Below are 21,989 nucleotides of genomic sequence, written 5' to 3' on the forward strand. Positions count from 1 at the left end.
CGTCTCCTGCGGTTGTCGAGGCGTTCTTACATCCTGTCGAGGCGACCGGTTCTTACGGGGCGCCTGCGGCAGTGGCAGCCTTGTGAACGCGATTCATCATTGCCGGGCTGGTCTGGGCGGGAAGTGACGTACGCCAGCCTGCATCCAGAACTTCACGCGCACGATTCTTGTCGCCCTTCGCGATGTATTTCTCGGCAGCTTCGACGCGAATCTTGACGCTATCGTCGGCGGCCCCCGTCTTAAGATAGCCTTCGGACAGCAGCGAGATGGCCTGTGGCGGCAACTCGAGCTTCTGAGAAGCCGGTGCTGTTCTGTTGTACTCGGAAGCCTTTTCCTCGGCGTGTTTCAGTTGCCAGACCGCGCCGGCGGGTGGGAACTGCGGGTCCGACCACTTGCCGAGATAGCCGTACATGACGCCGAGCGCCACGTGGAACTGATAGATCTCGGGTATGTATCTTCGATCGTACGCAGTCGCCTTTCCGTTGAAAAGCGCTTTCTCGTACTGCTCGCTGATCCTGCGGAGCTCGTCGCTACGACCGGTGTTGGCAAGGATCGTCGCCAGCGACAGGAATGCTCGTGGATCTGCGGTTGCGCCGGTGAAATCGATTGCGAACCGATAGTAGGCCTCGGCGCAATCGTACATGTCGGAGCCGGCGGCGTTGCAGCGATCCCCCAGAGCGCGGGACAGATCGAGAAGTGCCGCCGCACGCGTACCGGGTCGGGACACTTCATGTTCGTCGAAATCGCGTCTCCACCAGAGGAACGACTTCGGGTCCTGCGGTTTGGCATAAAGACCGAGAAGCTCCCGTACCCCTGCGCCGATATCCGCTTCTTCTTTCTGTTTCTCGAGCCTCTGCGCAATGGACCCCTTGGCGAAGTCAGCTGCCGAATCTCCGACAACTGGATTGGCGAGTGATTCCACCAGCGCGACCAGGACGGGCTCACGTCCACTACGGCGCGACTCGATTTCCGCAAGCGCTGTTTCCTGCGCGCGCTGGACGAAGCCGGCATTGTTCAGGTCGCGAACATACTGGACGAGCTCGCCGGTTCCGGTCTGATTACGCAATAGATCCACAGTGACCACGTGCGCGGCCTCGTTGCTCTGATCCTTCAGCGCGATTGCTCGGCTCACCTGTAGCGCTTCTGATGGCCGGCCCTGATCCGCGAGGAGCTTTGCGCGATTGATCTCGTAGACGTCGGTACGCCCATCTCGAAGCTTCACGGCTCGATCCAGCAACTCTTTCGCTTTGGCGCGCGACGAAGGATCTGTCTGGTAAAGTTGCGCGAGGTTGTTGAGAACGCCCCCGGAAGTCGGGTTTGCTGCGAGGAAGGTTTCATACGAACGAATGGCTGCGAGTCGTGCGGCGCTGCGCGTCGCTTCGTCGAGCGAACCGTCTTCGGAGCGCTTCTGTTCCATCAACGCCGAATAGAAGAGAAGCTGGCTCTTCAGCTTCTCGTCGTCCTCGGATCCTGGCGCAATCCCATCCAACGCCTGTTTGGCGGCCTGCCAGTCGCCTCGGACAAGCGCTGTACGAGCCTCTTCGATTGCAATCGTCATTTTGGACTGATCCGCCGATGCCGTCGGCAGGAGCGCAAGATCCGGCGCCAGGCAGACGGCGAGAACGACGAGCATTCGCGATGCGATTCTACGAATTCCCGCACTCATGGTGTCACCGCCGTTCCATCGCGCGATGCCAGTCCGGCATGGGCATCGAATATGTATTTTTTGACTCGCACAGAGAGGGGTGGCGGGTTGGCAGCGAGCAGAATGCCGACGCACTTGTTCCAGACGACATCGCTCGAAACGGATGTTCCATCCTCGAAGCAGTCGGACGGTTTGCATTGTGTATTGCCTGGCATCGGCGGGCCCCGCCGCTCAGAGACCCCGTCGAGTTTGATCCGGAATCCCGCTGGGGGAGTTGCCGTTGCGAACTCGAGTTGAAACTCCGTATCGTCGCCAAGCATGGCTCGCTTCCATTCCAACGGGATGACGATTGCTCTCGTTGTGCTGTCGAATTCGACCTTGTCTGCGAATGAGACCTGGGTAACGAAATCCTGATGCAGCTTGGCTTGACCCGCATCCGTCTGAATCCAGGCCGAAAGCTTCGCGTTTACATCCCGGATGAGTTGTTCGGGATTGTGGTATGGTCTGTCGAGCGCACTGGCTCCGTAGACGCCGATGGTATCGAGATGGGGAGTCGAGACGAGAGTATTTCCGATGCGTGCGCTCCACTGGATCTTGATCTCGGGAATTGGCGTCCCTTCCTCGACCAGGATGGCGCTAAGCGAGCCCGATTCCGGAGTCGATGGCGCCGTCAACCAATCGAGAAGAGGAAACGGCGCCTGCAACTGCACGGCAAGCCTGCCGGCAAGATCTTCCTCCACCCGTTGCCGGGCGGTGCCCAGGCCGCGTTGGAATTCGGATGACGCGATCGTGAAATTCACGCGGATCTGTCCTGGCGCCGCCGCCGCGGTGGACGCCGACGCGATGAGTGCGAGGACGAAGCAAACTGCTCCTCGCCTGGTCATGCACATTTTTTCTCTCCAGGGCCGACCATGAAAGTGTGCCGATCCGCGACGGCATTCGGGATCTTTATGCTGCATCTGGTCTCCATCGTGTGACCCGTGGAAGATTCGTCCAGTACACCGATCTCCACTTCGACGACGTCGCCTGCTTTGAGCTCGGGCGAGGCGACTCCCATCGGCGGCGCATCCATGAGTGATGCAACAGCGTTGGCGTCGGAGAAGTAATCGCTGACTTCCTGCCGCAGCAGAAAATTGCGGGCGATGGCCGTGTCTCCCGGCAGGTCGGGAGAGGTCACCCCTGTGACCATGATTCCCCTGTATACGTCTTTATACTGTGCTTCGGTCCCGTTGGACCGCACCGTGAGATAATAGCGGTCGCCAACGGATTCGCCCTGCTTCGGAAGCCTCGTATACCAGAGCTTCCCGGGCACGAGGTACAGATAGTGAAGATTTTTGCGCTGGAAGTCGCCGGGGACTTTGTATTTGTGTGCGCCCCACGGTGCGAGCTTGGCATCGATGGGCCGGAAGCCGCTCGGAGAGGCGATTTCGTAACGCAGCGGTTCGTTGCCGAAACGGAAGAACATCGGATAGGCGACGTTCTTGTCGGGCGTAACATCGAATGGGCCTAGAAATATCTCGTCTCCGCTCATGACACGGACAGTGAACGACTCTCCGTCGCCGGAGCGCGCGCCTCCATATCGGAGAGTGATCGAAGACGTGCAAACATGCAGCGCCAGCACAACGAATGCCGCAAACGTCAATGCTCGCAGCGAGTCACGATGACCAAGGAGCCTTCGCGTAAGACCCGCGCGCTTCTCGCCGCTTGCGTCTTCGTACATGGACCAGCCAAGCTTCCACAGACCCCAGAGGCTCATCGTGCCGCCGATGATCAGCGTTTCGTTGACGAACGGCTCGATGTGGCGTTGGAACCAGAAAACCACGGCCGCTGCGACGACGGCGAACAGCAGAAGCGTCGCACGATAACGTCGAGGCCCCGCGATCGGCGGGATCTCGCCAACCGGCGCGTTTCCCATCACGATTGGGACACGTCCCGAAGATCGCGCCGCGCGATACTGTCGGGGTCGTTCCGGTCCCGGCGCCAGACCGGATGGTGGAAGTGGATCACGAAATCGCCATTGTACGACGCCGCGGCTTCATGGAAGACCAGCTTGCCGATAACGGTCCACTCCTGGCCTGTGACCTTCTGAAACAAAGTGCGTTTTCCGGACTCGGATACTTCTATGGTAAATTCGAGATCACGCTGTTTCTCCCGGTTGCCGGCGTCGTACATCATGCCCAGGATTTCATTCCGAAAATCAACCCCTTCGTCTCCATAATCCTTGGAAGGTGCGACGAGCTGCAATCGCATGAATCGCGGACACACCGTAGGCTCACCCTCTGGCTTTCCGAGTTCGGCGACTTCGTACAACTGCCGCTCGGCCGGTTCCTTGTCCGCTGTCATGAGCGCAGCGATCACTGGAATGAACGCGAACAGGCCACTTCCGCGTTTGTGCAACGTCACGGGCGGGGCGTTGGTGAGAATGGCCTCCGTAACGGAGTTCGTGAATGCTCCACCAAGGTCTTCCTGCGTAATGAAATGCGCCCGTCGTGTGGAACCATCCACCGCGTCCGAGAGCGGAAACAGTTTCCCTGCAAGGCCGAGCGAGCGATTGTGTCCGCCTTCGGTCTGATTGCCGCCGAGTGAGTAACGGGCGATGACACGGCCTTCCGCACCAGGCTGAAAATACCCGGTGTAATCCTTGTATGGCGAGTTTTCTTCGATCTTCCACGTTCCCGCCAGACACACACCCATCGGATGAACCAGCCGACGGAAGCCGTTGCGGTCGGCTCCCCAGCGCAGATCGCCGTGAGTCCTCACGGTACGGCGCGCCGCACGCAGCATGGCGAATTCTTTCCCGCTCAGGCTCAGCAGGCCGGCGGTGACGCTTGCGAAAGTGGTCTTGTAGATGGGCAGGTGCGTCCCTTTCGCGCCGTTCCAGACGTCGTAGTAGGGGCGGCTCACTGCGGGAACGAACAGCGCAGTATGGATCTCTTTGTAACTCGATTCCTTGAAGTCATTCGAGATCGGGCCTTGGCGATCACGTGGGAAAGCCTGCTGCGGCACCGCGGATCTCGTGCCCCAACGATGGCCGAGAGCGAAAACCAGTCCGATTGCATATGTGACGATCAGACCCAGCCCGAACACGAGTCGATGGATCTTCGCATTCGGCTGCATGAGATCCGTCGCCTGGTTTTCCTTGTAGACATCCCAGAGAAAAACGAGGCTGATGGCTGTAACAACTACGATTGCACCCCGAAGCCGGTTCGACGGGACTGCAAAGAGGAGTGCGAGGGTCAGCAGCGCGATGGCGACAACCTCGAGCCAGAACAATTTGCGCCACACCGAATTGTCCAGATTCGGCGGCGAGACTGCAGCTCCGTCTGCCGCGCGGGGGACGCGGAACGGCGATTGCAGCGCGGAGCCATTCGCCGCAGTCAGGACACTGCCGGCGGGCTCGGCTGCCTTGACCTCGTCGGCTGTCCACGGATCGGCGAGATACGGAAAGTTGCCGCGAAACGGTTTGTCGTTGGTCGTAGCTCTCGGGAATTCGCGTGATTCTGCGTACGACAGCTCCAGAAGCAGCGTCTCTCCGGCATCGGCGAGCGTCTTGGACACATCGTCCTCGAGCCACCGGCCGTTCGGGAAGCGAGCCGGTTTGCGTAGATCGTAGATCATCACGTCCGGGACAGAGTCGTAGTGACGATGGGCGAAGAGCGGCGCAACGGCGCTTCCCAGAAATGCTTCCATGATCGTCGGTTCGGCATGGACGCGGGTGATCGCTCGAACGTGCTCCGACGGAGGCTTGTCGTTGAGATGGCCGAAACGCGGAAGCTGCGTACGAAGAGAGCGGCCGACGTGATCGATCTGCCTGTTTCCGTCGTGGGTCGTGGCCCAGAGAAGAATCGGCGCCGGACCGTCGCCGGGCGGCGTCGGCATCAGATTCGACATGGGAATGCTCGTGACGACTCCGACGACGTTGCGCCGGAAGAATCGCGGAAAAATGAACGGGTCGTCGAATAGCCCGGTCGTGATGCGGATCGATGACGGAGATGACGGCTTCTGGTCCTTTGCCAGAACCTCGAAGCTGGTCGGTCCGCGCAGTCCCCACGCCGTCTTGTCCGCCAGTTCTATGTACGGTTCCTTGTCCGCGTTCGCGAGGTTGAGCTCGAACTCGAGCACCGCCGTCTCGACGATATCTTCGGGATGGGTGATGATTCCTCCGTACAGGCTTTGCATCGAGAGGTCTGTCTGCGCTTTCGCGAGCGCATCTTTTTCTTTTCCGTCAATGACGTGCGGATCGACGAAACGTACCTGCGGCGCCAGATCGAGGTGCACGCGAAACGTGAATTTCTTCAGATCCAGGCTCTTCTCCTGGCCGGGGCGCAGCGCGCGGCGCACGCAAAGACTGATGACCAGCCGGTTGCCCGCCGCGAAGGCGTCGCCGCCGGTAAACAGCTTGCCGTCGCCATCGACCACGAACGCGTGCAGGTCGGTGATGTTGGCCTCCGGGTCCGGCTGGACCGCGAAGACATTTGCACTCATCGGATCCGCATGATCGGACGCGCTGCTCGGTGCGTGGGGCAGCACCAGAGACAGGATCGCGGACAGGAAGCCCCAGCAGATTCGTGACCGAGTCATCGTGCTCTCCTTTGCAACACCCGCAGACCGATCTGCTGACCGAGCGCGCGGTAGCTCTCCCATTGTTTGTCGTCGAAGACCTGATCGAACGTCGAGTCCTGGGGGAACGCTTCGCTTGAAGCCGCGTGGTTGCTGATGTCCTGCGACAACCCGTGCCCGAGGCTCGGTTTGATCATGAGGATCCAGCAGACATCGCTTCCCTTCGCATAGCGGACACGCGCGAATGCGGCGGGATAGGATCCTGAGCGTTGTATGCCGGTGATCGGGCCGATGGCGGACGGGTCCCTGATCCAATTCTGGATCCAGTCCGGAAGATCATACGGAAGTCTTCCAGGTTCCGACTTGCACCACTCGATGTCCGCGCCAAAGTCGAGGCGCACCTGCTGGGTGAGCTGCGCCAGATCGCCGAACGTGTAGTCCGGATCCTCTCCGCCATCGCTCAGGATTACGAATGGAACGCGCCGCCGGAGCAGCTCGTAGAGTCCCGTTACCTCGAAATGACCCCCGTCGCTCAGATACCAGAACCATTCTCCAGGTCCGCGGAAGAGGCCCCACCACTCGGCAAACAGCATGCTTTGCATTCCGAACACCTGTGCAGGCAGCCGCTTCAGTTTTCGCCAGAGCGGCAATGGATAGCGGCCAGGTCGCTCGGACCGGAGAATCCCCGAGTCCCACCAGTAGCCAAGGCGAATGTTCGTCAGGCCCATGAAGAGCGCGAGCGGAAGTGTAGTTCCACGACCTGTGCCGGTGGTGAACGCCGCTCCCGAAATTGAAGTCCAGGTGGCGAGAGAGAGCGGTTCGACCTCGGCGCTTTCGCTGCTCTTCGATTTCAGGACATGGAAGGCATTTGGATCACTCGCCGTGCAGATCGCCTTGAGGGCGGTGCGTCGGTGCCCTGACGCGTCGTCTGCATCGATCCCTTGAAGCCATCGTCGAAGCTTTTGCCAGCGCGGCAGTGAGTCCGGGGATGACCATTCCGCGAAGTGGCGGCGACCGACGATGACGCCATGCGGTGTGACACACATCGAAATGCCCTTGCGCTCACGGATCTCGCGTTCGGAAGCGGCGTCAATCGTCTCGTTGACGCAGACATTGATGAGATGAAGCGGGCCGCCGTGGTATTCGGGATGGTACTTGTCGTGAGGTAGATCATCCTCCGAATGTGCGGACTGTACGTCCTGGTTGTCTTCGTTTGATGCGCTGAAGACGCGCGCAGGGTTCGATGCGCCAAGGAACGTCCGCGACAGCCGTGAGGAGTATGTCGCGCGTAACGACGAGAGATTGAGAAAGTCGAACGCGCGCCCGAGCACGACGGCAAAAAGCGCGCTCAGAGGAATCAGCAGGTGCGCTTCGCCGGGATAGTCGAGCAGAAGTCGATGCGCGAGAACATCGATTACGAACAGCAGCAGGATCGCCAAGGGAATCGCAATCAGCTTGGCGATGCGGATCAGCGACGATCCTTTGGCGCCAGCGGCCGAGATCTGGTGAAGTGCGCCGGTTCCAACGTAGCGGAGGACTGGCAGAGCCGGAGCAAAGGCGACCATGAGAGTGGTAATCGCGCCATTGCCCGGCTGTTTTGCGAACAGATACGAGAAGGTGTCGAGCACTACGAACGCGAGAAGCCATCCGAAAATTGTGAGTGTCTCGCCAAGTGCACGCGTCATTCGGTTGCGCACGATCGTCCCCAGAAGCTGTCGCGTCGCAGCTTCCTTGCGCCACAGCTCCTGCTTCTCCGCATCGGTAAGCGGCCTGCGTCTCGAAACTTGGCGGAAATGTTTGCGCAATGCCTGAAGTTCTTTGTCGGGCGCTGCTCCCCATCGTGCAACGTCCTGCCAGAGCCACGCCAGCAGTACGACCAGCAATGCGGCGCCGGCAAAGGGACGGCCGTGGGGCAATTGGAGCATCCAGAAGGCCGCCGACAGCATGACGACCCATGCGATCAATGCGTGGTATGGATAGGGCCGATAGGATCCAGCCTTAGGTGAAAGCCAGTACGCGATGGTCGCGGGCAGCACGCCCAGGACAAGCGCAGTCGCCGGCATCCACCACCACGGCGATAAATCTATCCCGAATTTCTGGACTGGATATGAGATCGGCCAGCCAGCCAGGCATGCAAGCGCCGAGAAGGTCGCGAACAAAAGCGTTCCGGCGATGACATGGACACTAAGGATGTTGCGCCAGAAGACGGCCAGGTTCTCACGGAGATCGACAGACCCGTTGGCGAAGATGTAGTTCGCCTGTCGCCGGAGCCAAAGGAGCGGTCCGGAGCGCGCGTTCGTCAGAATCTCCTGCACCCTTCCGACGGGATCTTCGGACTCGGTCACCATGTCTCGCGTGAAAAGCCGGCCGAGAAAACTTCCGATGAAACCGCCGCCCGACACTGTGGAAAGAAAATCTACGTCCCGCAGACGGTCGCGTTCCGCGATTGCCTGGAGAAGACCGAGACCAAAGGTTGCGCTCCGAATTCCGCCGCCCGAGATGGCAAGACCGACCGTGCCGCGATCGGAAGCGGCTTCGACATCGTGCCAGTGGGCCCTTGCGCGACGCACCTCGACGGCTGCCGTTTCCTTCGCACGAAACGTCGGCACGTAGACCTCGTCTCCGCAATCCTCCAGCACCACATCCGCGGCTTTCTCGCTGATCATCAGGATCGGTGTGAGAATGAAGTAGCCGGGTATCCTGGGGAACACCGAAGCATCGACGATGCGAAGGCCAGCGACTCCATGAACCCGGAAACGGCTGTCGACAACCGCAGAACGGTCGTGGAGCAGCGACGGATCGGACTGCCAGGTGTCGGATCCCATTCGGCAGGTGCAAGACGCATGATGGCCCCACGCCTGCGTGCGGATCCACTCTTCGAGCTCAGCGGACTTGTTTGCGAGATGCGATCCCGGCTGGATCTCGCGGACGAACTTCTGCGGGTTGCGTGCGTTGACGTCGCGTATGAACTCGACGGCGTCCATGAGGGCAAGGAGGTCCCGCTTGCCATCGGTGCGGATCCTCTCGATGTCGGCGATTCTGGACGCAAGATCGGCGGGCAGCTGTTCCCCCGAATCGCGATACGGTTTCGCCAGCGCCCCGAGCTCTGCCGCGTCCCGCTCGGCTTTCTCATTGAAAGAATCGAAACAGATCTCCGGTTGAGCGAACGGATCCGATGAGCGAATCGTGACCTTTCCGCTGTTGTTCCGAGTGTACGCTTTGAGGATGATCCAGCTCCAGAGATTGCGCTGGTCCGTGGGTGCGCCGAGGGTCCGTCTCAGGAGCTCTTGCGACCATCGCCAATAGTATCCGCGAAATGCGGCCGGGGCACCGAACGCAAAAAGATCCGGCTCAGGCCAGTCCGCAGGAAGCGCCTTCGAGCGTTTCAGAATCGCGAGGGTTCCACCGTTGGTGCGATAGAGACCGTCACCGGTATTCATCCATTCCGTTCGCACCGGGTCATTCGCGTCGCCGGGTGTGAAGGTTGCCCCACGGAGCGTCGCGAATTCTTCGTCGAGCTCACTGATGACGCTTACCTCGTATCGGTCCTGCAGATTGCAGCCGACGCCCGGGAGGTTGATGCGTCGCGCGGATCCGTCCTCTGTGCGAAGGGGCAGACCATCATGCCCGTGGAGTACGCATTCTTCGTCGCCGCGCGCTCCATCGCCGTTGCGAGCTGTCGCCTTGGCGAGATCCTGCACGTTTCCGATGCCGGAGAGATTCAACAGTTGCGGCGTATTGAACGCGCCTCCGCACAGGATGACTTCACGCCTGGCAAAGTATCGGACTCGCGCGGAAGGCGGCGCCACCTGGAGAGGGCTTGCTTCGTAGAGATGAACGCCCTCGGCGGCTTCTATCCCGATCGCCCTGGGTTCCGAGTCCGTTTCCTTTTCCTCGAACAGCACGCGCGTCACGTGCGTTCGCATCTTGATCACAAGGCGGTCCGGATACTCGTCACGTGTTTTCAGCACGAATTCCCGAACGCCTGCACGTCGACCTTTCACGCGAACGTCGGGTCGATCCGGGCTGTCTTCTGCGTCAATCCCGGTCGGAATCAGAAATGCACCTTCGGGGCTGGTTCTGCGCGTATTGGAGTCGTTGGGATCGATATGCTGAACGATGCGCAACGCCAGTAGCGAGCGCTTGAGCATGCCAACCAGCCGGTTGTCGCTGTGGAGGACGGCAAGCGCGGATTTCATCAGTAGTGAGACGAAATCCCGGTCGGTCTTCTGGATGCCTTCGATCAGCGTGGGATCGATGAAGCTCGTCGGCTGCCAGCCCTTGGAGCCGTGGCCGCCTTCATCCAGCACAGCCTTCGGATCGAACAGGAGCACGATCCATTGCCAGAGATAGTAGATCGGCCCGAGCAGACGCTGGAACCACTTCTTGTAGTCGCGAACGTAGAGGCAACGCTCGAGGCGCGCGAAATACCCGCGCATGTTGCTCGCGCGCCACGATTCGTCGCCGGTAAGATCTGCAATGTAGTCCCAGTCGCGGTCGTTCGGGACTGCGACGATCATCGCGTGATGCGACGTGCAACCCCCCAGCGACGCGCTGCGCGGGTAGAGGATTCCCCCTTTGCCTCGTGCGCCCTGCGACTCTGGATCGAGAAAGCGTTTATCAGCGTTTAGTTTGTTGTATTTCTCATCTTTCTGCTGGCGCTGCGTATCGGAATAGTGCCGCACCGAGAACTGCCACGACACGGCCGGGTCTTCCGTCGCGGCGGCGTGGTACCCGGGGCAGCTGTATACTTCGCCGGGCTTGGCTTCGGGGTAGAGCGTGGACTTCTCGTGCGCGGGATCGGTGCCGGCCTCGATCAGAAGCACGCTCCGTCCGCCGAGTACCAGGCGAGCAGCGAGTGGTCCACCGCCCGCACCGGATCCGACGATTACGTAGTCGAACGGGGTTTCCTGCGCGCTGCCCGCAAGACGAAGCAGTCTTTCGTTTTCGTTCTCCGTCGGCGGAGAGTTGGTATCCGTCTGTCCGTCGATCATGGAAGCTCAGATCGTTTCCAGGAATGCGATCAGGGCATTCTTCTGGTCGTCGCTCAGTTTCTCGCCGAAGTAGTGCCCACGGTCGACGACGAAATCCGGCACTTTGCTTGCAGCCATCAGTGGTGCCCCGGCGATGTCGCTGAATACTTTGTATGCCTTGTCGCCCGTGAGGCCTTGCTTCCTGACCTCCGACATTCCACGTACGAGCGCCACGATTGCTGCGGGGAGCTTGTCGGTCTTTTCCGGGTCGATGTTCATCAGAAGGTTGACGGGTGTCCCACGCGGTAGTGGGCCGATTTTGATGCCGTCGTATTGTCCGTTGAGAAATCCGTGTACGAAGATGCCGGCGGCGAGTGTGGCCACCGAGAGCGTCGCGAAGACGCCTCGCGTAAAGACTCTCCATTCCTGACTCGTCAGCAGTAACCAGAGTCCGACGACGAGAAGCACGCCCACGGCAACCCACAGCCACAAGGACGACATCGACAGCAGCGTTTCCGCTCCGAGCATCATGATCGCCCCAGCCGTCGTACCGCCGTAACCGCCGGCCCCCGTCACACCGAGAACGACCGCCAGAACGATCGCGAGGGAAAGGACGAGTATGCCGACATGGCGAGCGCGGCCGCGCATCACGCCAACCACGAAAAATGCCGCCAGTGCGAGCCAGAGTCCCCAGCTCAGAAACCCGAATGCGATGCATCCGCCGACGCGACCGAGATACCCGGAAAGAATCCCGACGATCAGCGGACGGATGAACGGCGGAGCGAACGAAATCTCGCTGTCGTTTGGCAATCTGTAAATGAATCCCGGATCGCCCGCCGCCGGTTGAGGCACGCCGCCTTTGCCGCTCGTGTCGTCGTCAGAACGCAGGTCGCCAGGGCGCCGGTATGGATCACCGGGCTTCGATGCACGTTCCTTGTTCCAGAGGAGCTTGCGAATGCCATCGTGGAACGCTTCGAGCCGACCTTTGACGGACGGATCGTGAGTGTAGATGCCCAGCTCGTTGTTGTGGAAATACGGAGCCGTGGCCCAGACACTGATCAGTGACGGTGGACGCAGATATCCCGGCCCGCCCATTGTCCGGCCGTCGCTGTAGGTCGCGTTGTTCCCATACTCGTCGATCGCTGCTGCCGTGCTGTAAGGGTTGTAGTAACGAATTGCACCGACCGAAGGCAGTGCCTTGAACGAATCCGAGGAGAAATTGTCCCAGACCTGGCCGCTCATGGCGTTGGTGGCCATCGCGCGACCGGAATACGTGCCGACGAGCGTGATGGGAACGCGCAGCTCGTTCGACAGGTAGTTGTCCTTGAGGAATGGATCGGTCGCTTCGATACTTCCGTCGGGTGCAGGTTTCAGCAGGTCATCGATCTGACGCAGCTGCCTGACGTAGTCATGGTAAGCCGGGCTGCGTTTGAACTTCTCCCAGTCGGCATAGTCCGACGGGAGTGTGTAGTGAAGGCGTGCCGGACCGTCGCCAGGAACGGGCGCTTTGTCCCACTCCACGTCGATCTTGCGACTGAAACCGAGGTCGAATCCCCTCGGTTGCTTGCTCGAGTGACAGATCGCGCAATGGTCGATGAATACTTCGCGACCATTCCGGCGTCGCTCGTCGTCCGGCCCGAGCTCTGCGATGCCGGCATCACCTGCGTGCCGGAGAAGCATCGGTGCCGTGCTTTTTGGCCGGATGCCCTTGCTGCCGACCTGGAAGAAGTCCGCCATGTATTTGACGCGGTAACGGTCGTTTACGTTCCAGTTGACCGAGTTGCTCAGGTTCGAAGCGACACTGAAGGGCCGCTGCGGCGTGAACCCGATGACGGGATTGTCGATTCGCAGCCACTGCTCGCCGAACAGGCCGATGTTCAGCGGTACTCGCGCGAGCGCCCCGAAGACGCCGACAGAGTCCTCGCCGGGAAATAAAACCGTCGCAAAATGCCGGTCTTTACTCGTGCTGCCGTTGTCCTCGAGGCTGCGCAGAAGGAGATTCGCGTCGCTCTGGCGCTCGGTAGGCTTCTCGAGCGCACGCTTCAGTCGCGCGGGAACGTCGAACACCGCGTTGATCACGTTCGTGTTGTTGATCTGGTCCGTACTGACGAGAGACGTGTCGATCGTCCCGGGCGCCTGGCTCCGAAGGAAGTGATACAGGAAGTTCGATCTCTGCAGGAGCGTGGCAAACGCCGGTTGTGGATCCCAGTACTGCCCGCCGATGATTCCGGACAGATTCTCCCATTCGGGATGTTCCGGATCCGCGGGCGGGTTGAGAGGATGTGGCCCGATGTGGCAGAAACCGCACGACATGCTGACGCGGAAGGGACGCACCAGGCTCGGATCGGAACTGAGTGTCGAATCTATGTAGTACCGGTCGTTGGTGTCCTCGACTTTCTGCTTCCAATACTTGCGCGCCTCTTCAGCCGCTTCGGTATTCGCGAAGAAATCGGGATTGAGGAAAAGCCGCAATCCGAAAATGCCGCTCGGATAGCCGTAAACGGAGGGATCGAAACCGTCCTGTACGAGCTGTTTTCTTACGCGGTCCGGAATGTAGTTGTCGAAGGGCTTCGGGTTGGACGGGTCGGCCTCCTTCTCGGTCTTCCACGGAGTGAAGAGCGGAGTGGGGTACTGTCCCGAATGCACCGGGCGTGGGACCGGCTCCCGCAACTCCCGGCCACGCGCATCGTAACGCTCGGCCTCGGCCTCCGATTGGTACGGATCGTACTGCGTCGACGGCTGGTAAGCTTGAGCATTGGTGGACGCGTCGTACGGCTTGTATCGGTTCGTTTCCGAATCCGCTTCCCGGTTGGGGTCGTATGGCTTGAGCAGCGCGGAGCCGGGCTTCTGCTCCTGGTCCAGATAGAGGCCGAGGATTTTCTTCTGCTTCTCCGTGGTGGACTTGAATCCTGGCTGATTGATCAGGCCCGTTCTTTTGAAACGAGTATCGCGCTGCCGCGAATCCAGCAGGATCATCAGATCTGTAAGCCCGTACCCCTCCTGCTGCAGCCAGTTCCAGAACACCTCGTCGCCTGCACCCCACACCAGCCACGTGTTGCGCCCGCGGATCGCGTTGCGTTCCTCGTTGTCGACAACGCCATCGCCATTCTCGTCGAAATCGATCGGCTCGAGCTTACCCTCTTTGGGATCCCAGACCTGATCCATCTGCCAGAGCAGATCGCGGGGCTCGGCTGGAAACGTCGCAACCAGCTTGTCCATGACCTCCTTCGGATCGTCACCGGACGCCTTGATCCCTCGCTGCGTGACGGGAGTACCGTGAAGTGTCTTCTGCGAGAGTAGCTCGTCCCTGGCGTCGTCCGGCCCGCATCCGTAAAGCGTGAAGACAAACAGAAGCACGAACGCCTGTTTTCCGAGGCCGCAGATGTTCTGTCGCCGGCTGCGAGTTGTGCTGCGTCCCGATGTTTCCTGACTACGCTTCATTGTTGATTGTTCTCCGCATCTCGCTCGTTGGTCCGTGGTCTGGGCCGGTCGGGCGGCCGCCAGCCGTTCACAACTCCGAGAGCCGATCGAACAGCCGCCGATAGAAGCGCCGCTGTGGTTTGATCTGATCAGGCTCGGGGAAAAGTACGATGTCTCCGTGGTCGGTGTGTTCGACAATCTCGTGATACCAGCGACCTGGAGACGTGCTCGAGAGATCGCTGATCGGGCCGCCAACCGGATGATTGCCGCTGATGCGTGGGTAGAGCTGCGAATAGACCGAAACGAGCCCGTCGTTGTGCCACCAGTCGCTGGCGCGGAACTCCGGATAGAACGGATGCGCATACGACGCCCGACCCATGTAGAAAGCGGTCGGGAACAGGAAAGGATTCATCCAGAATTCCGGATGATGGTACCCGCCGAACAAGCCCTCCGCGGTCTGCTCCGTGGCGTAGGAGAAGTAGAATGTGTCTGGATTTGTCCGGCACACGGCGTTCTGCTCGAGCAATGCCTGGATGGTCAGGCTGTATGCGCCGTGATCCCTGCCTCGAAACATGGGAGAGCGTGCGAGCTGAGCCATCAGCCGATCGAGCGGCTGGCCCGAATCGATGCCCCATTGATCGAGCTGGAAATCGTAAAGACGGTCGAAGAGGTCTCCCGCCACTCGCACCTGCAGCTCGATCGCACTCGACAGGAAGTGCCCGATGCTGAAATCGTGCAGCAGACCGGTTCGCTCGTCTGCCCCGAAGAAGTAGGTAGCCGTGCTGCCGTTCAATACTCCCGAAATGCTGGTGAGCGACTTGACCCAGTTCGCATTCGATCCCCAGCCGAAAAAATCGCTTGCGAGCAGATGCTGCAGCAGCCAGATCGTCGGCGCACCCATGCTGTGTCCGACCAGGTGCACCGGGTTGCTTTCGGACCACTGCGGATGAAACGGCGTGGAGTATGTGCGTCCGAACTGGGAATGTCCCTCGGTGCGCGCGTGGGCGCTTCCAAAATCGACTCGTCCGCCTTTGATCTGATAGGCGAGCTCGCATGCCCGGTCGTGTGAGCTGCTGACGGGGCCGAGCATCGCGACGAACTTCCGGAGCGTAGTGTTCAGCTTCTGTGCGACGCCCCAGTACGGGAGACCGAAGAGCTCGTCCGGGCCCCAGCCAAGCAACCCAGGTACCAGAATGACGGGATGATCGTTCATCGTCGGCGTTCCGCGGCTACCATCGGGCGAGAGGCAGGACGTTCGTATCCGTGTAACCTTCGTCTTTCCCTGTAACGCCGAGAAGTTTTCCGTTCCTGTCGAAGTATTGGACGGTCAGCGCGCTCGTAGGCCGATCGACGTAGATGCGGCAGAAGTTGTCCTCCTGCGTATAGGCCCACGACGTGTAATGCATCTCGCCATCGTTCAGAGGAAAGACGTCGAACTGACCCGGAGCCCGCGAATCGTGGACGTAGTTGTTCGGATCGCCGTCGGCAAAGGGAAATGGCCAGTAAAACGCGGACGAGGTTATGTCGTACAGATGTAACCCAAGCGACCTGGCTGCAGGCTGTTTCGCATTCACCTCGATTTCCATGCGCGCAATGTTTGCGCAGTGAATGTCTCCGGTCAGAAAAACGACATTCTCGATGTGATTGTCGACGATGTGCTGCAGGATGGCCTGTCGTGTGCGCGGATACGCCGGCCACGAATCGCTGTCTCCCCTGCGCTTTTCATTTCCTCTGAAAAGATTTGGAACGCCCTCGCCCGAAAGGCGCTCGTCCATCGCGTTTGGAGCGAAGACGCTCGAGGAGCCGATGAACTTCGGAACATTACCGCGCAGCTTCTGCTGGTCGCTCAGCCAGTTGAGCAGCTGCTGCAGCTGACCAAGATGCTGCCGGTCGATTTGCGGCCGGCCAAGCATGTGGTTGTCTTCGAGTCCCTCGGCATCATCCTTGAAGCGCTGCGTTCGGGTATCGAGTACAAAGAACGGATAACCTCCACAGTCGAATTTGTAATAGAGAAGCCGTCCCCACGTACGAGGGCTGTGACTCCACTCGTAGCTCATGTAGGCGCCGATCGCGTAGTTGAAAAGACGATGCTTCCCGGCATCCCGCAGTTGATCCTGCGTCCAGTTGTCTTCGATCTCGTGGTCGTCGAGCATCATGTATGTCGGAGATGTGCGCAGCAGACGCCGCATGTTCGGCGAGCCGAATGCGGTCTGGTAGCGCTCCTGGAATTCCTCGTACGTATCGGCGCGCCCGACGGGTAACAGGCGGTTGAGCGTATCTGCGTACACCTGATCGCCGATCATCAGTGTGAAGCGCGCGGCGTCCGGTCCGCTGTCGAAATGCGACAGCATCGGTCCGAAAATGCGGTCGGCTTCCTTTATCTTCCAGAGCAGACCCGGGTACCTGCACGAACCCAGAAGGAACGAGACCTTGTCCTGGATACTGTCTTTGTCGGGGAAAGTGCGGAACGTGACTTCGTAGTCGTCCAGTTCCTTGCCGAGGAGCATGTCCTGGATGTTCTCGATGTCGGGAAGACGCTTTGCGATCTCCGCATCGCTCGGCGAGTCGTCGTCCGGCCTCGGATCGTCGACCGAGAGAGTAGCCATGCGGACGACATACTCGCTATCCGGCCTGAGCTTGTACGGCTTGTCTATCTCGGCGGGCGCGACTCCGTCACTCTCGTGACGACCGAGCGCAACGTCCTCTCCGAGCGTAAATATACCAGTACGATCGAACTCGCGCTGCAGCCGAAAATAGTAAGCCTTGAGGATTTTCCTCTCACCAGAGAGCAGGCCAATGACACCGACAGTGCGCCGATCCGCAGCAGCGCTGCGTGCCAGATCCATTGGATTGTTCGCCTGGATCCACAGACGGCAGGAGCTCTCGGTCGTATGTCCGACGATGGGGCCGAGTCCCGGTGGGCGAAGTGCTGACATTCGGAGGTCTCGCTTCTGGTTGTCTCGAGAGCGCAGAAAAGAAACGCGGTATTCCCCTCGAGCGGCGCAACCGTGAGAGAACGAACTACCTCTGTCAAGAAAACGGACGGCGTGGAGCGTTCGCGAGGTGACGACGATCACGCGACACGCATTGGCATCGTGAGCGCGTTGCGGAAAAGACCTGGCTTCAAGAGCCGTCGCGCATTGTGCATGGGCGACGCCCACGGTGCATCAAACAGAGCGCGAACCGTGCCGGGAACAGTGACCGCGCTTACCCACGTCGACAAACTTTTGTAATCGACGATGGCGATTCGTTGACACGCTTTCGGGAGAAGTCCTACGATTCGCAGCGCAGTCCCAAGTATGGTGGAGGACCTTTTATGGCGCGCCCCCGAAAAAAAACGACCGTCAGAAAGGCCACTCGAAAGAAGAACGCGATGAAGCCGCTTTGCGGGAATGCCGCCCGGGCCACACCGCAGCTATCGGATTCTGTAATGATGGATCCGCGTCGTGCCGCGGCCATCCTGTCGACGCGATCGAAATGGGCCAACGGAACTGTACTGCACTACTGCTTCTTTACCGGCAGCTCGCGTTACGCAGTTCCCAAGACTCAGGCGGATGCGGTTCGACAGGCGTTTGCCGTCTGGAAGTCCGCCGGCATCGGTCTGGATTTTCAAGAAGTAAAAAAACTGAGCGAAGCCGAGGTACGAATTGGCTATTCGACTGCCGACGGAAGCTCTGCATCCGCGGTGGGCCGCGATGTTCTCGACGTCCCTCTCAATCAGCCAACCACGGTCTACGGATGGGATCTGACTACTCCGTACGGCAGAGGAACTGCGCTCCACGAGTTAGGACACGTGCTTGGCATGGAGCACGAGCACCAGAATCCGTTCGCCGGGATCACGTGGCACGAGGAAGCCGTGTACACCTCGCTTGCGCAGCCGCCGAACAGCTGGTCGCGTGAGAAGACCTTTCACAACATCCTCGAAAAGCTGAGCACGCAGCAGGTGCAGGGCTCAACATGGGATCCGGATTCGATCATGGAATACGAATTCGAGCCCGGTCTGATTGACGAGCCCCAGCAATACGATGAGAAGGGCCTCTATCCGCCGGGCAAGCTTTCGAATGCCGACAAGTCCTGGGCGCAGAAATGGTACCCCGGCGCCACGTCGCAGCCATCCGTTCTCGAGCCGTTCCAGTCGGCCGCCATCGAGCTTGCAGCGGGCCAGCAGGTCGATTTCGTGATTCGTCCGCAGGAATCGCGCAAGTATACGATCGCGACCAAAGGAGCTTCCGACACTCTGCTTGCGCTCTTTGAGGAAATTTCGGGCCAGCCTCGATATCTTACGGCTGACGATGACAGCGGCGAAAATCGCAACGCGAGCATCTGTTACAAGCTGTTCGCGGGTCGCACCTACTATGTACGCCTCCGGCTGTACTATCCGGGACAATCGGGAATGACTTCCGTATTGGTCTCATAGCCGCGCGCCATCGGTTTCCAGCGGCGTCTGTTCGTAAAGCCGTTGCCGCGTAGCTCGCCACTGTCGCCCAGCAGAGGTTCGAAACGGGAGTGAGTACGCCCGCGCTTGCCTTCCGCACGGCCACGGCCAACCGTTGGGCTTGATGCCCCCCGGACTAAGCGACCCCGCGCCCGTCGATGCGCTGACACCCTCCGCGCCAACCCTCTGGACTCCGCTCGGCCACACGCTCTTCCGCTGGCTCTGGATCGCCACCGTCGTCTCCAACATCGGAACATGGATGCAGGACGTCGGCGCGTCGTGGCTGATGACGTCGCTTGCGCCTTCACCGCTGTGGGTTGCGATGGTCCAGGTCGCGACGACGCTGCCGGTCCTGCTCCTGTCGATCCCGGCCGGCGCACTCGCCGATGTCGTCGACCGAAGAAAGCTGCTGCTGACAACCCAGACGGCAATGGTTGCCACCGCGCTGGCGCTTGCCGCGATCACGATGTCGGGCGCGATGACGCCAGCATTGCTTCTTGCGCTGACGTTCCTCATCGGCACCGGAGGCGCGCTCACGGCTCCAGCTTTTCAGGCGATCGTGCCGGATGTCGTGCCGCGCGCCGAGTTGCTCTCGGCGATTTCGCTGAACGCGATGGGATTCCACCTGTCGCGAGCCATCGGTCCGGCGCTCGGCGGCATCGTCGTTGCTGCCGCCGGGCCGGGCTTCAACTTCCTGCTCAATGCGGCATCGTTCCTCGGCACGATCGTCGTGCTGTCGCGTTGGCACGCGGCGGAACGCGAAAGCCTGCTTCCGCCGGAGGACCTTCGCGGCGCGATGCGCGCGGGTCTTCGCTACGCCCGCCACGCGCCGGCACTGCATGCGGTGATGGCGCGCGGCGCGGCGTTCACATTCGGCGCGAGCGTAGTGTGGGCGCTGCTTCCACTGCTCGCCCGCGAACAGCTCCATCTCGGCCCGCACGGATATGGTCTTCTTCTCGGGAGCATGGGGCTCGGCTCGGTCGGCGGTGCCCTGATCCTTCCGAAGATCCGCAACCGCGTCACGCCGGATTCGATCGTCATCGCCGCAAGCCTCGTCTTCGCGCTCAGCTGCTTTGCGATTGCGCACGTGACGAAGCCGCTTGCGGTCGGTTTGCTGCTTCTGCCGGCCGGCATGGCCTGGATTGCAGCGGCGTCTACCGTGAACGTCTCGGCGCAGAATTCTGTTCCGGCCTGGGTTCGCGCACGCGCACTGTCGCTCAATCTTCTGTGCATCTTCGGCGGCATTGCCACCGGCAGCATCTGCTGGGGATGGCTCGCAGGAAGAGTCGGCGTGCCGCTTGCGCTCGATGCCGCGGCCGTGAGCCTCATCGGCAGCCTTGCCGTTGGCAGATTCGTGCGTCTTCCCGACGCAGGGCCGATCGACCTGAGGCCCGCACCTACAGCATGGGTCTCCGATTTCGCCGAAGAACCGTCACCCAACGACGGCCCCGTGCTCGTCACGATCGAGTACCGGATCGATCCCGCCAATACGCGCGACTTCGTGCGGAGCATGGCGAGTCTTCGCCGCATTCGCCGCCGCGATGGTGCGATTCGCTGGGCGCTGTGGTCGGATCCTGCGCACCCGGGAAATTATCTGGAAAGTTTCGTCGTGGCTTCGTGGATCGAGCACATGCGCCAGCACGAGCGAATGACCAAAGCCGATCGCGAGGTGCAGGCAGTCGCGACTGCATTTCATCTCGGCCCCGGTGCACCGCTCGTCATGCACCGCATTCACGCGATAATGGGTTGAAACCTCATAAGACGCTGCGCTTACAGACGAATTGCAGAAGCTGCCGGCAGCAGCAACGATATCGACCATGCGTTCGTGGAGATCGTGGCGCGCTACGCCGTCGCCGAGACAAAGCAAGCCGGATGGACACCGGAGCAAGTTGAGAGGACAACGTAGGGATGCTTACACCTACCCCGAGATCTGCAGCGACCCCCAAAACTTTAGTGATGAGACTGGAAAGCCAACCGGGCTGGGGCGCAGGTCTCGTGGTGCGCGACCTGCCGCTGCACTGGGAGATGTACTTCGAGCACGGCGGTGAGCGAAAGTTCGTCAAGAGCCTGGCAACGACTCTGGTGCCCGTGACGCTTTCGCCGTCGGATCTGACCGCGCTCGAGATCAAGGCGTTCGCACGCCACTCCAGATCCGACCTTCGGACGACGAGCGTCGCACGCGTTCGCACTCCTGCGGCAGCCAAGGCGCGATTCGCGTCGATCGACGAACAGATCGCGTTCTTCGAGAAGATTTTTCCCGGCGGTTTCCTCGGTGACGTCTTCACGACCGAAGAGCGTGGAGTTCTCGGGGCAAAGGGAAAATTCGGCTACAAGGAAGCGGCCATCGCCCTCGCGCAGCAGGAGCTTTCTCTCGAGCGCTTCGAAACTGTCGAAGCGGCGGCGCTGTTCGACAGCGCAAAGAAGGTCCTGCAGGCAACGAGCATCGTGTTCCCGATGGAAGGCCCCATTCCGTTCGCGGCCATGGATGACGAGAATCGGGCATCGACAGTGACCGCCCTGAAGGATCTGCTGTACGGCGAAGGCGAGTACGGCAGCCGCCTGCAGGCGTTCGTCGGCGCAATCCACATGAAGGACAAGAAAGGCGAGCCGAAGGCGGCGTCGTGGCCGCTGGCGACGATCTTCGCGGCGTATGTGCGGCCGAACGAATGCGTCTGCGTAAAGCCCACAGCTTTTGCGACCCAGTCGGCCACTCTCGGCATGTCGGTCGAAAAATCGCAGCCGGTGACCGCTTCCGGATATCGCGACTTCGCCGAGGTCGCCACGAGGACTCGCGATGCGCTGACGGCAGCCGGTCAGGAGCCTCGCGATCTCATGGACGTATATTCGTTCATCTGGCGGACACACGCCGAGAAGGCGTAGCCCTCGACGAACGAACAGTCACCGGCAAGCGCCTGGTGCTGAAACCGGGCCGGCCCCGGTTTCAGCACACCTGCGT

Annotated in this window: 10 protein-coding genes; 3 read left to right on the forward strand and 7 right to left on the reverse strand. The window is 60.5% G+C overall.

What is annotated here, in order from left to right; all coding sequences use genetic code 11:
* Nucleotides 1-52: 52 nt before the first annotated feature.
* From VN634_11150 to VN634_11180, 7 genes are all read right to left on the reverse strand, one after another.
* The gene (locus VN634_11150; GenBank protein ID HXC51433.1) at nt 53-1,633 is read right to left on the reverse strand and encodes a hypothetical protein; all 1,581 of its coding nucleotides are present in this window, start codon (nt 1,631-1,633) and stop codon (nt 53-55) included.
* Between the two features lie 29 nt (nt 1,634-1,662).
* Entirely contained in the window at nt 1,663-2,529 is an 867-nt protein-coding gene (locus VN634_11155) for a hypothetical protein (protein HXC51434.1), read from the reverse strand.
* Nucleotides 2,526-3,563, reverse strand: a complete 1,038-nt coding sequence (locus VN634_11160) for a hypothetical protein (GenBank protein ID HXC51435.1) — start codon at nt 3,561-3,563, stop codon at nt 2,526-2,528. The genes VN634_11155 and VN634_11160 overlap by 4 nt, the downstream gene beginning before the upstream one ends.
* Nucleotides 3,564-6,222: 2,659 nt before the next feature.
* Complete coding sequence (locus VN634_11165) at nt 6,223-11,031, reverse strand: GMC oxidoreductase (GenBank protein HXC51436.1); 4,809 nt, start codon at nt 11,029-11,031, stop codon at nt 6,223-6,225.
* 174 nt (nt 11,032-11,205) lie between these two features.
* On the reverse strand, nt 11,206-14,619 hold the full coding sequence (locus VN634_11170) for a hypothetical protein (GenBank protein ID HXC51437.1): 3,414 nt from the start codon (nt 14,617-14,619) through the stop codon (nt 11,206-11,208).
* 67 nt (nt 14,620-14,686) lie between these two features.
* Nucleotides 14,687-15,811 carry a hypothetical protein gene (locus VN634_11175; protein ID HXC51438.1) on the reverse strand — a complete coding sequence of 375 codons (1,125 nt, stop codon included), beginning with the start codon at nt 15,809-15,811 and terminating at the stop codon, nt 14,687-14,689.
* Between the two features lie 16 nt (nt 15,812-15,827).
* Complete coding sequence (locus tag VN634_11180) at nt 15,828-17,534, reverse strand: alkaline phosphatase D family protein (protein HXC51439.1); 1,707 nt, start codon at nt 17,532-17,534, stop codon at nt 15,828-15,830.
* A gap of 494 nt (nt 17,535-18,028) precedes the next feature.
* Here VN634_11180 and VN634_11185 point away from each other — a divergent pair, with 494 nt between their 5' ends.
* The 3 genes from VN634_11185 to VN634_11195 all read left to right on the forward strand — a co-directional run bounded on the left by VN634_11185 (nt 18,029) and on the right by VN634_11195 (nt 21,913).
* Entirely contained in the window at nt 18,029-19,015 is a 987-nt protein-coding gene (locus VN634_11185) for a M12 family metallopeptidase (GenBank protein HXC51440.1), read from the forward strand.
* Nucleotides 19,016-19,157: 142 nt separating this feature from the next.
* Nucleotides 19,158-20,783 (forward strand): MFS transporter, encoded by a 1,626-nt coding sequence (locus tag VN634_11190; GenBank protein ID HXC51441.1) that lies wholly within the window; start codon nt 19,158-19,160, stop codon nt 20,781-20,783.
* Nucleotides 20,784-20,989: 206 nt separating this feature from the next.
* On the forward strand, nt 20,990-21,913 hold the full coding sequence (locus tag VN634_11195) for a hypothetical protein (protein HXC51442.1): 924 nt from the start codon (nt 20,990-20,992) through the stop codon (nt 21,911-21,913).
* Nucleotides 21,914-21,989 lie beyond the last annotated feature (76 nt).

Source organism: Candidatus Limnocylindrales bacterium, from assembly GCA_035571835.1.
Taxonomy (GTDB): Bacteria; Desulfobacterota; Binatia; order UBA1149; family CAITLU01; genus DATNBU01.

Excerpts from the sequence above, each read along its gene's own strand:
- VN634_11150 (HXC51433.1), bottom strand. The coding sequence starts at position 1,633 with ATGCTCGTCGTTCTCGCCGTCTGCCTGGCGCCGGATCTTGCGCTCCTG.
- VN634_11155 (HXC51434.1), bottom strand. The coding sequence starts at position 2,529 with ATGACCAGGCGAGGAGCAGTTTGCTTCGTCCTCGCACTCATCGCGTCG.
- VN634_11170 (HXC51437.1), bottom strand. The coding sequence starts at position 14,619 with ATGAAGCGTAGTCAGGAAACATCGGGACGCAGCACAACTCGCAGCCGG.
- VN634_11175 (HXC51438.1), bottom strand. The coding sequence starts at position 15,811 with ATGAACGATCATCCCGTCATTCTGGTACCTGGGTTGCTTGGCTGGGGC.
- VN634_11180 (HXC51439.1), bottom strand. The coding sequence starts at position 17,534 with ATGTCAGCACTTCGCCCACCGGGACTCGGCCCCATCGTCGGACATACG.
- VN634_11185 (HXC51440.1), top strand. The coding sequence starts at position 18,029 with ATGATGGATCCGCGTCGTGCCGCGGCCATCCTGTCGACGCGATCGAAA.
- VN634_11190 (HXC51441.1), top strand. The coding sequence starts at position 19,158 with ATGCCCCCCGGACTAAGCGACCCCGCGCCCGTCGATGCGCTGACACCC.
- VN634_11195 (HXC51442.1), top strand. The coding sequence starts at position 20,990 with ATGAGACTGGAAAGCCAACCGGGCTGGGGCGCAGGTCTCGTGGTGCGC.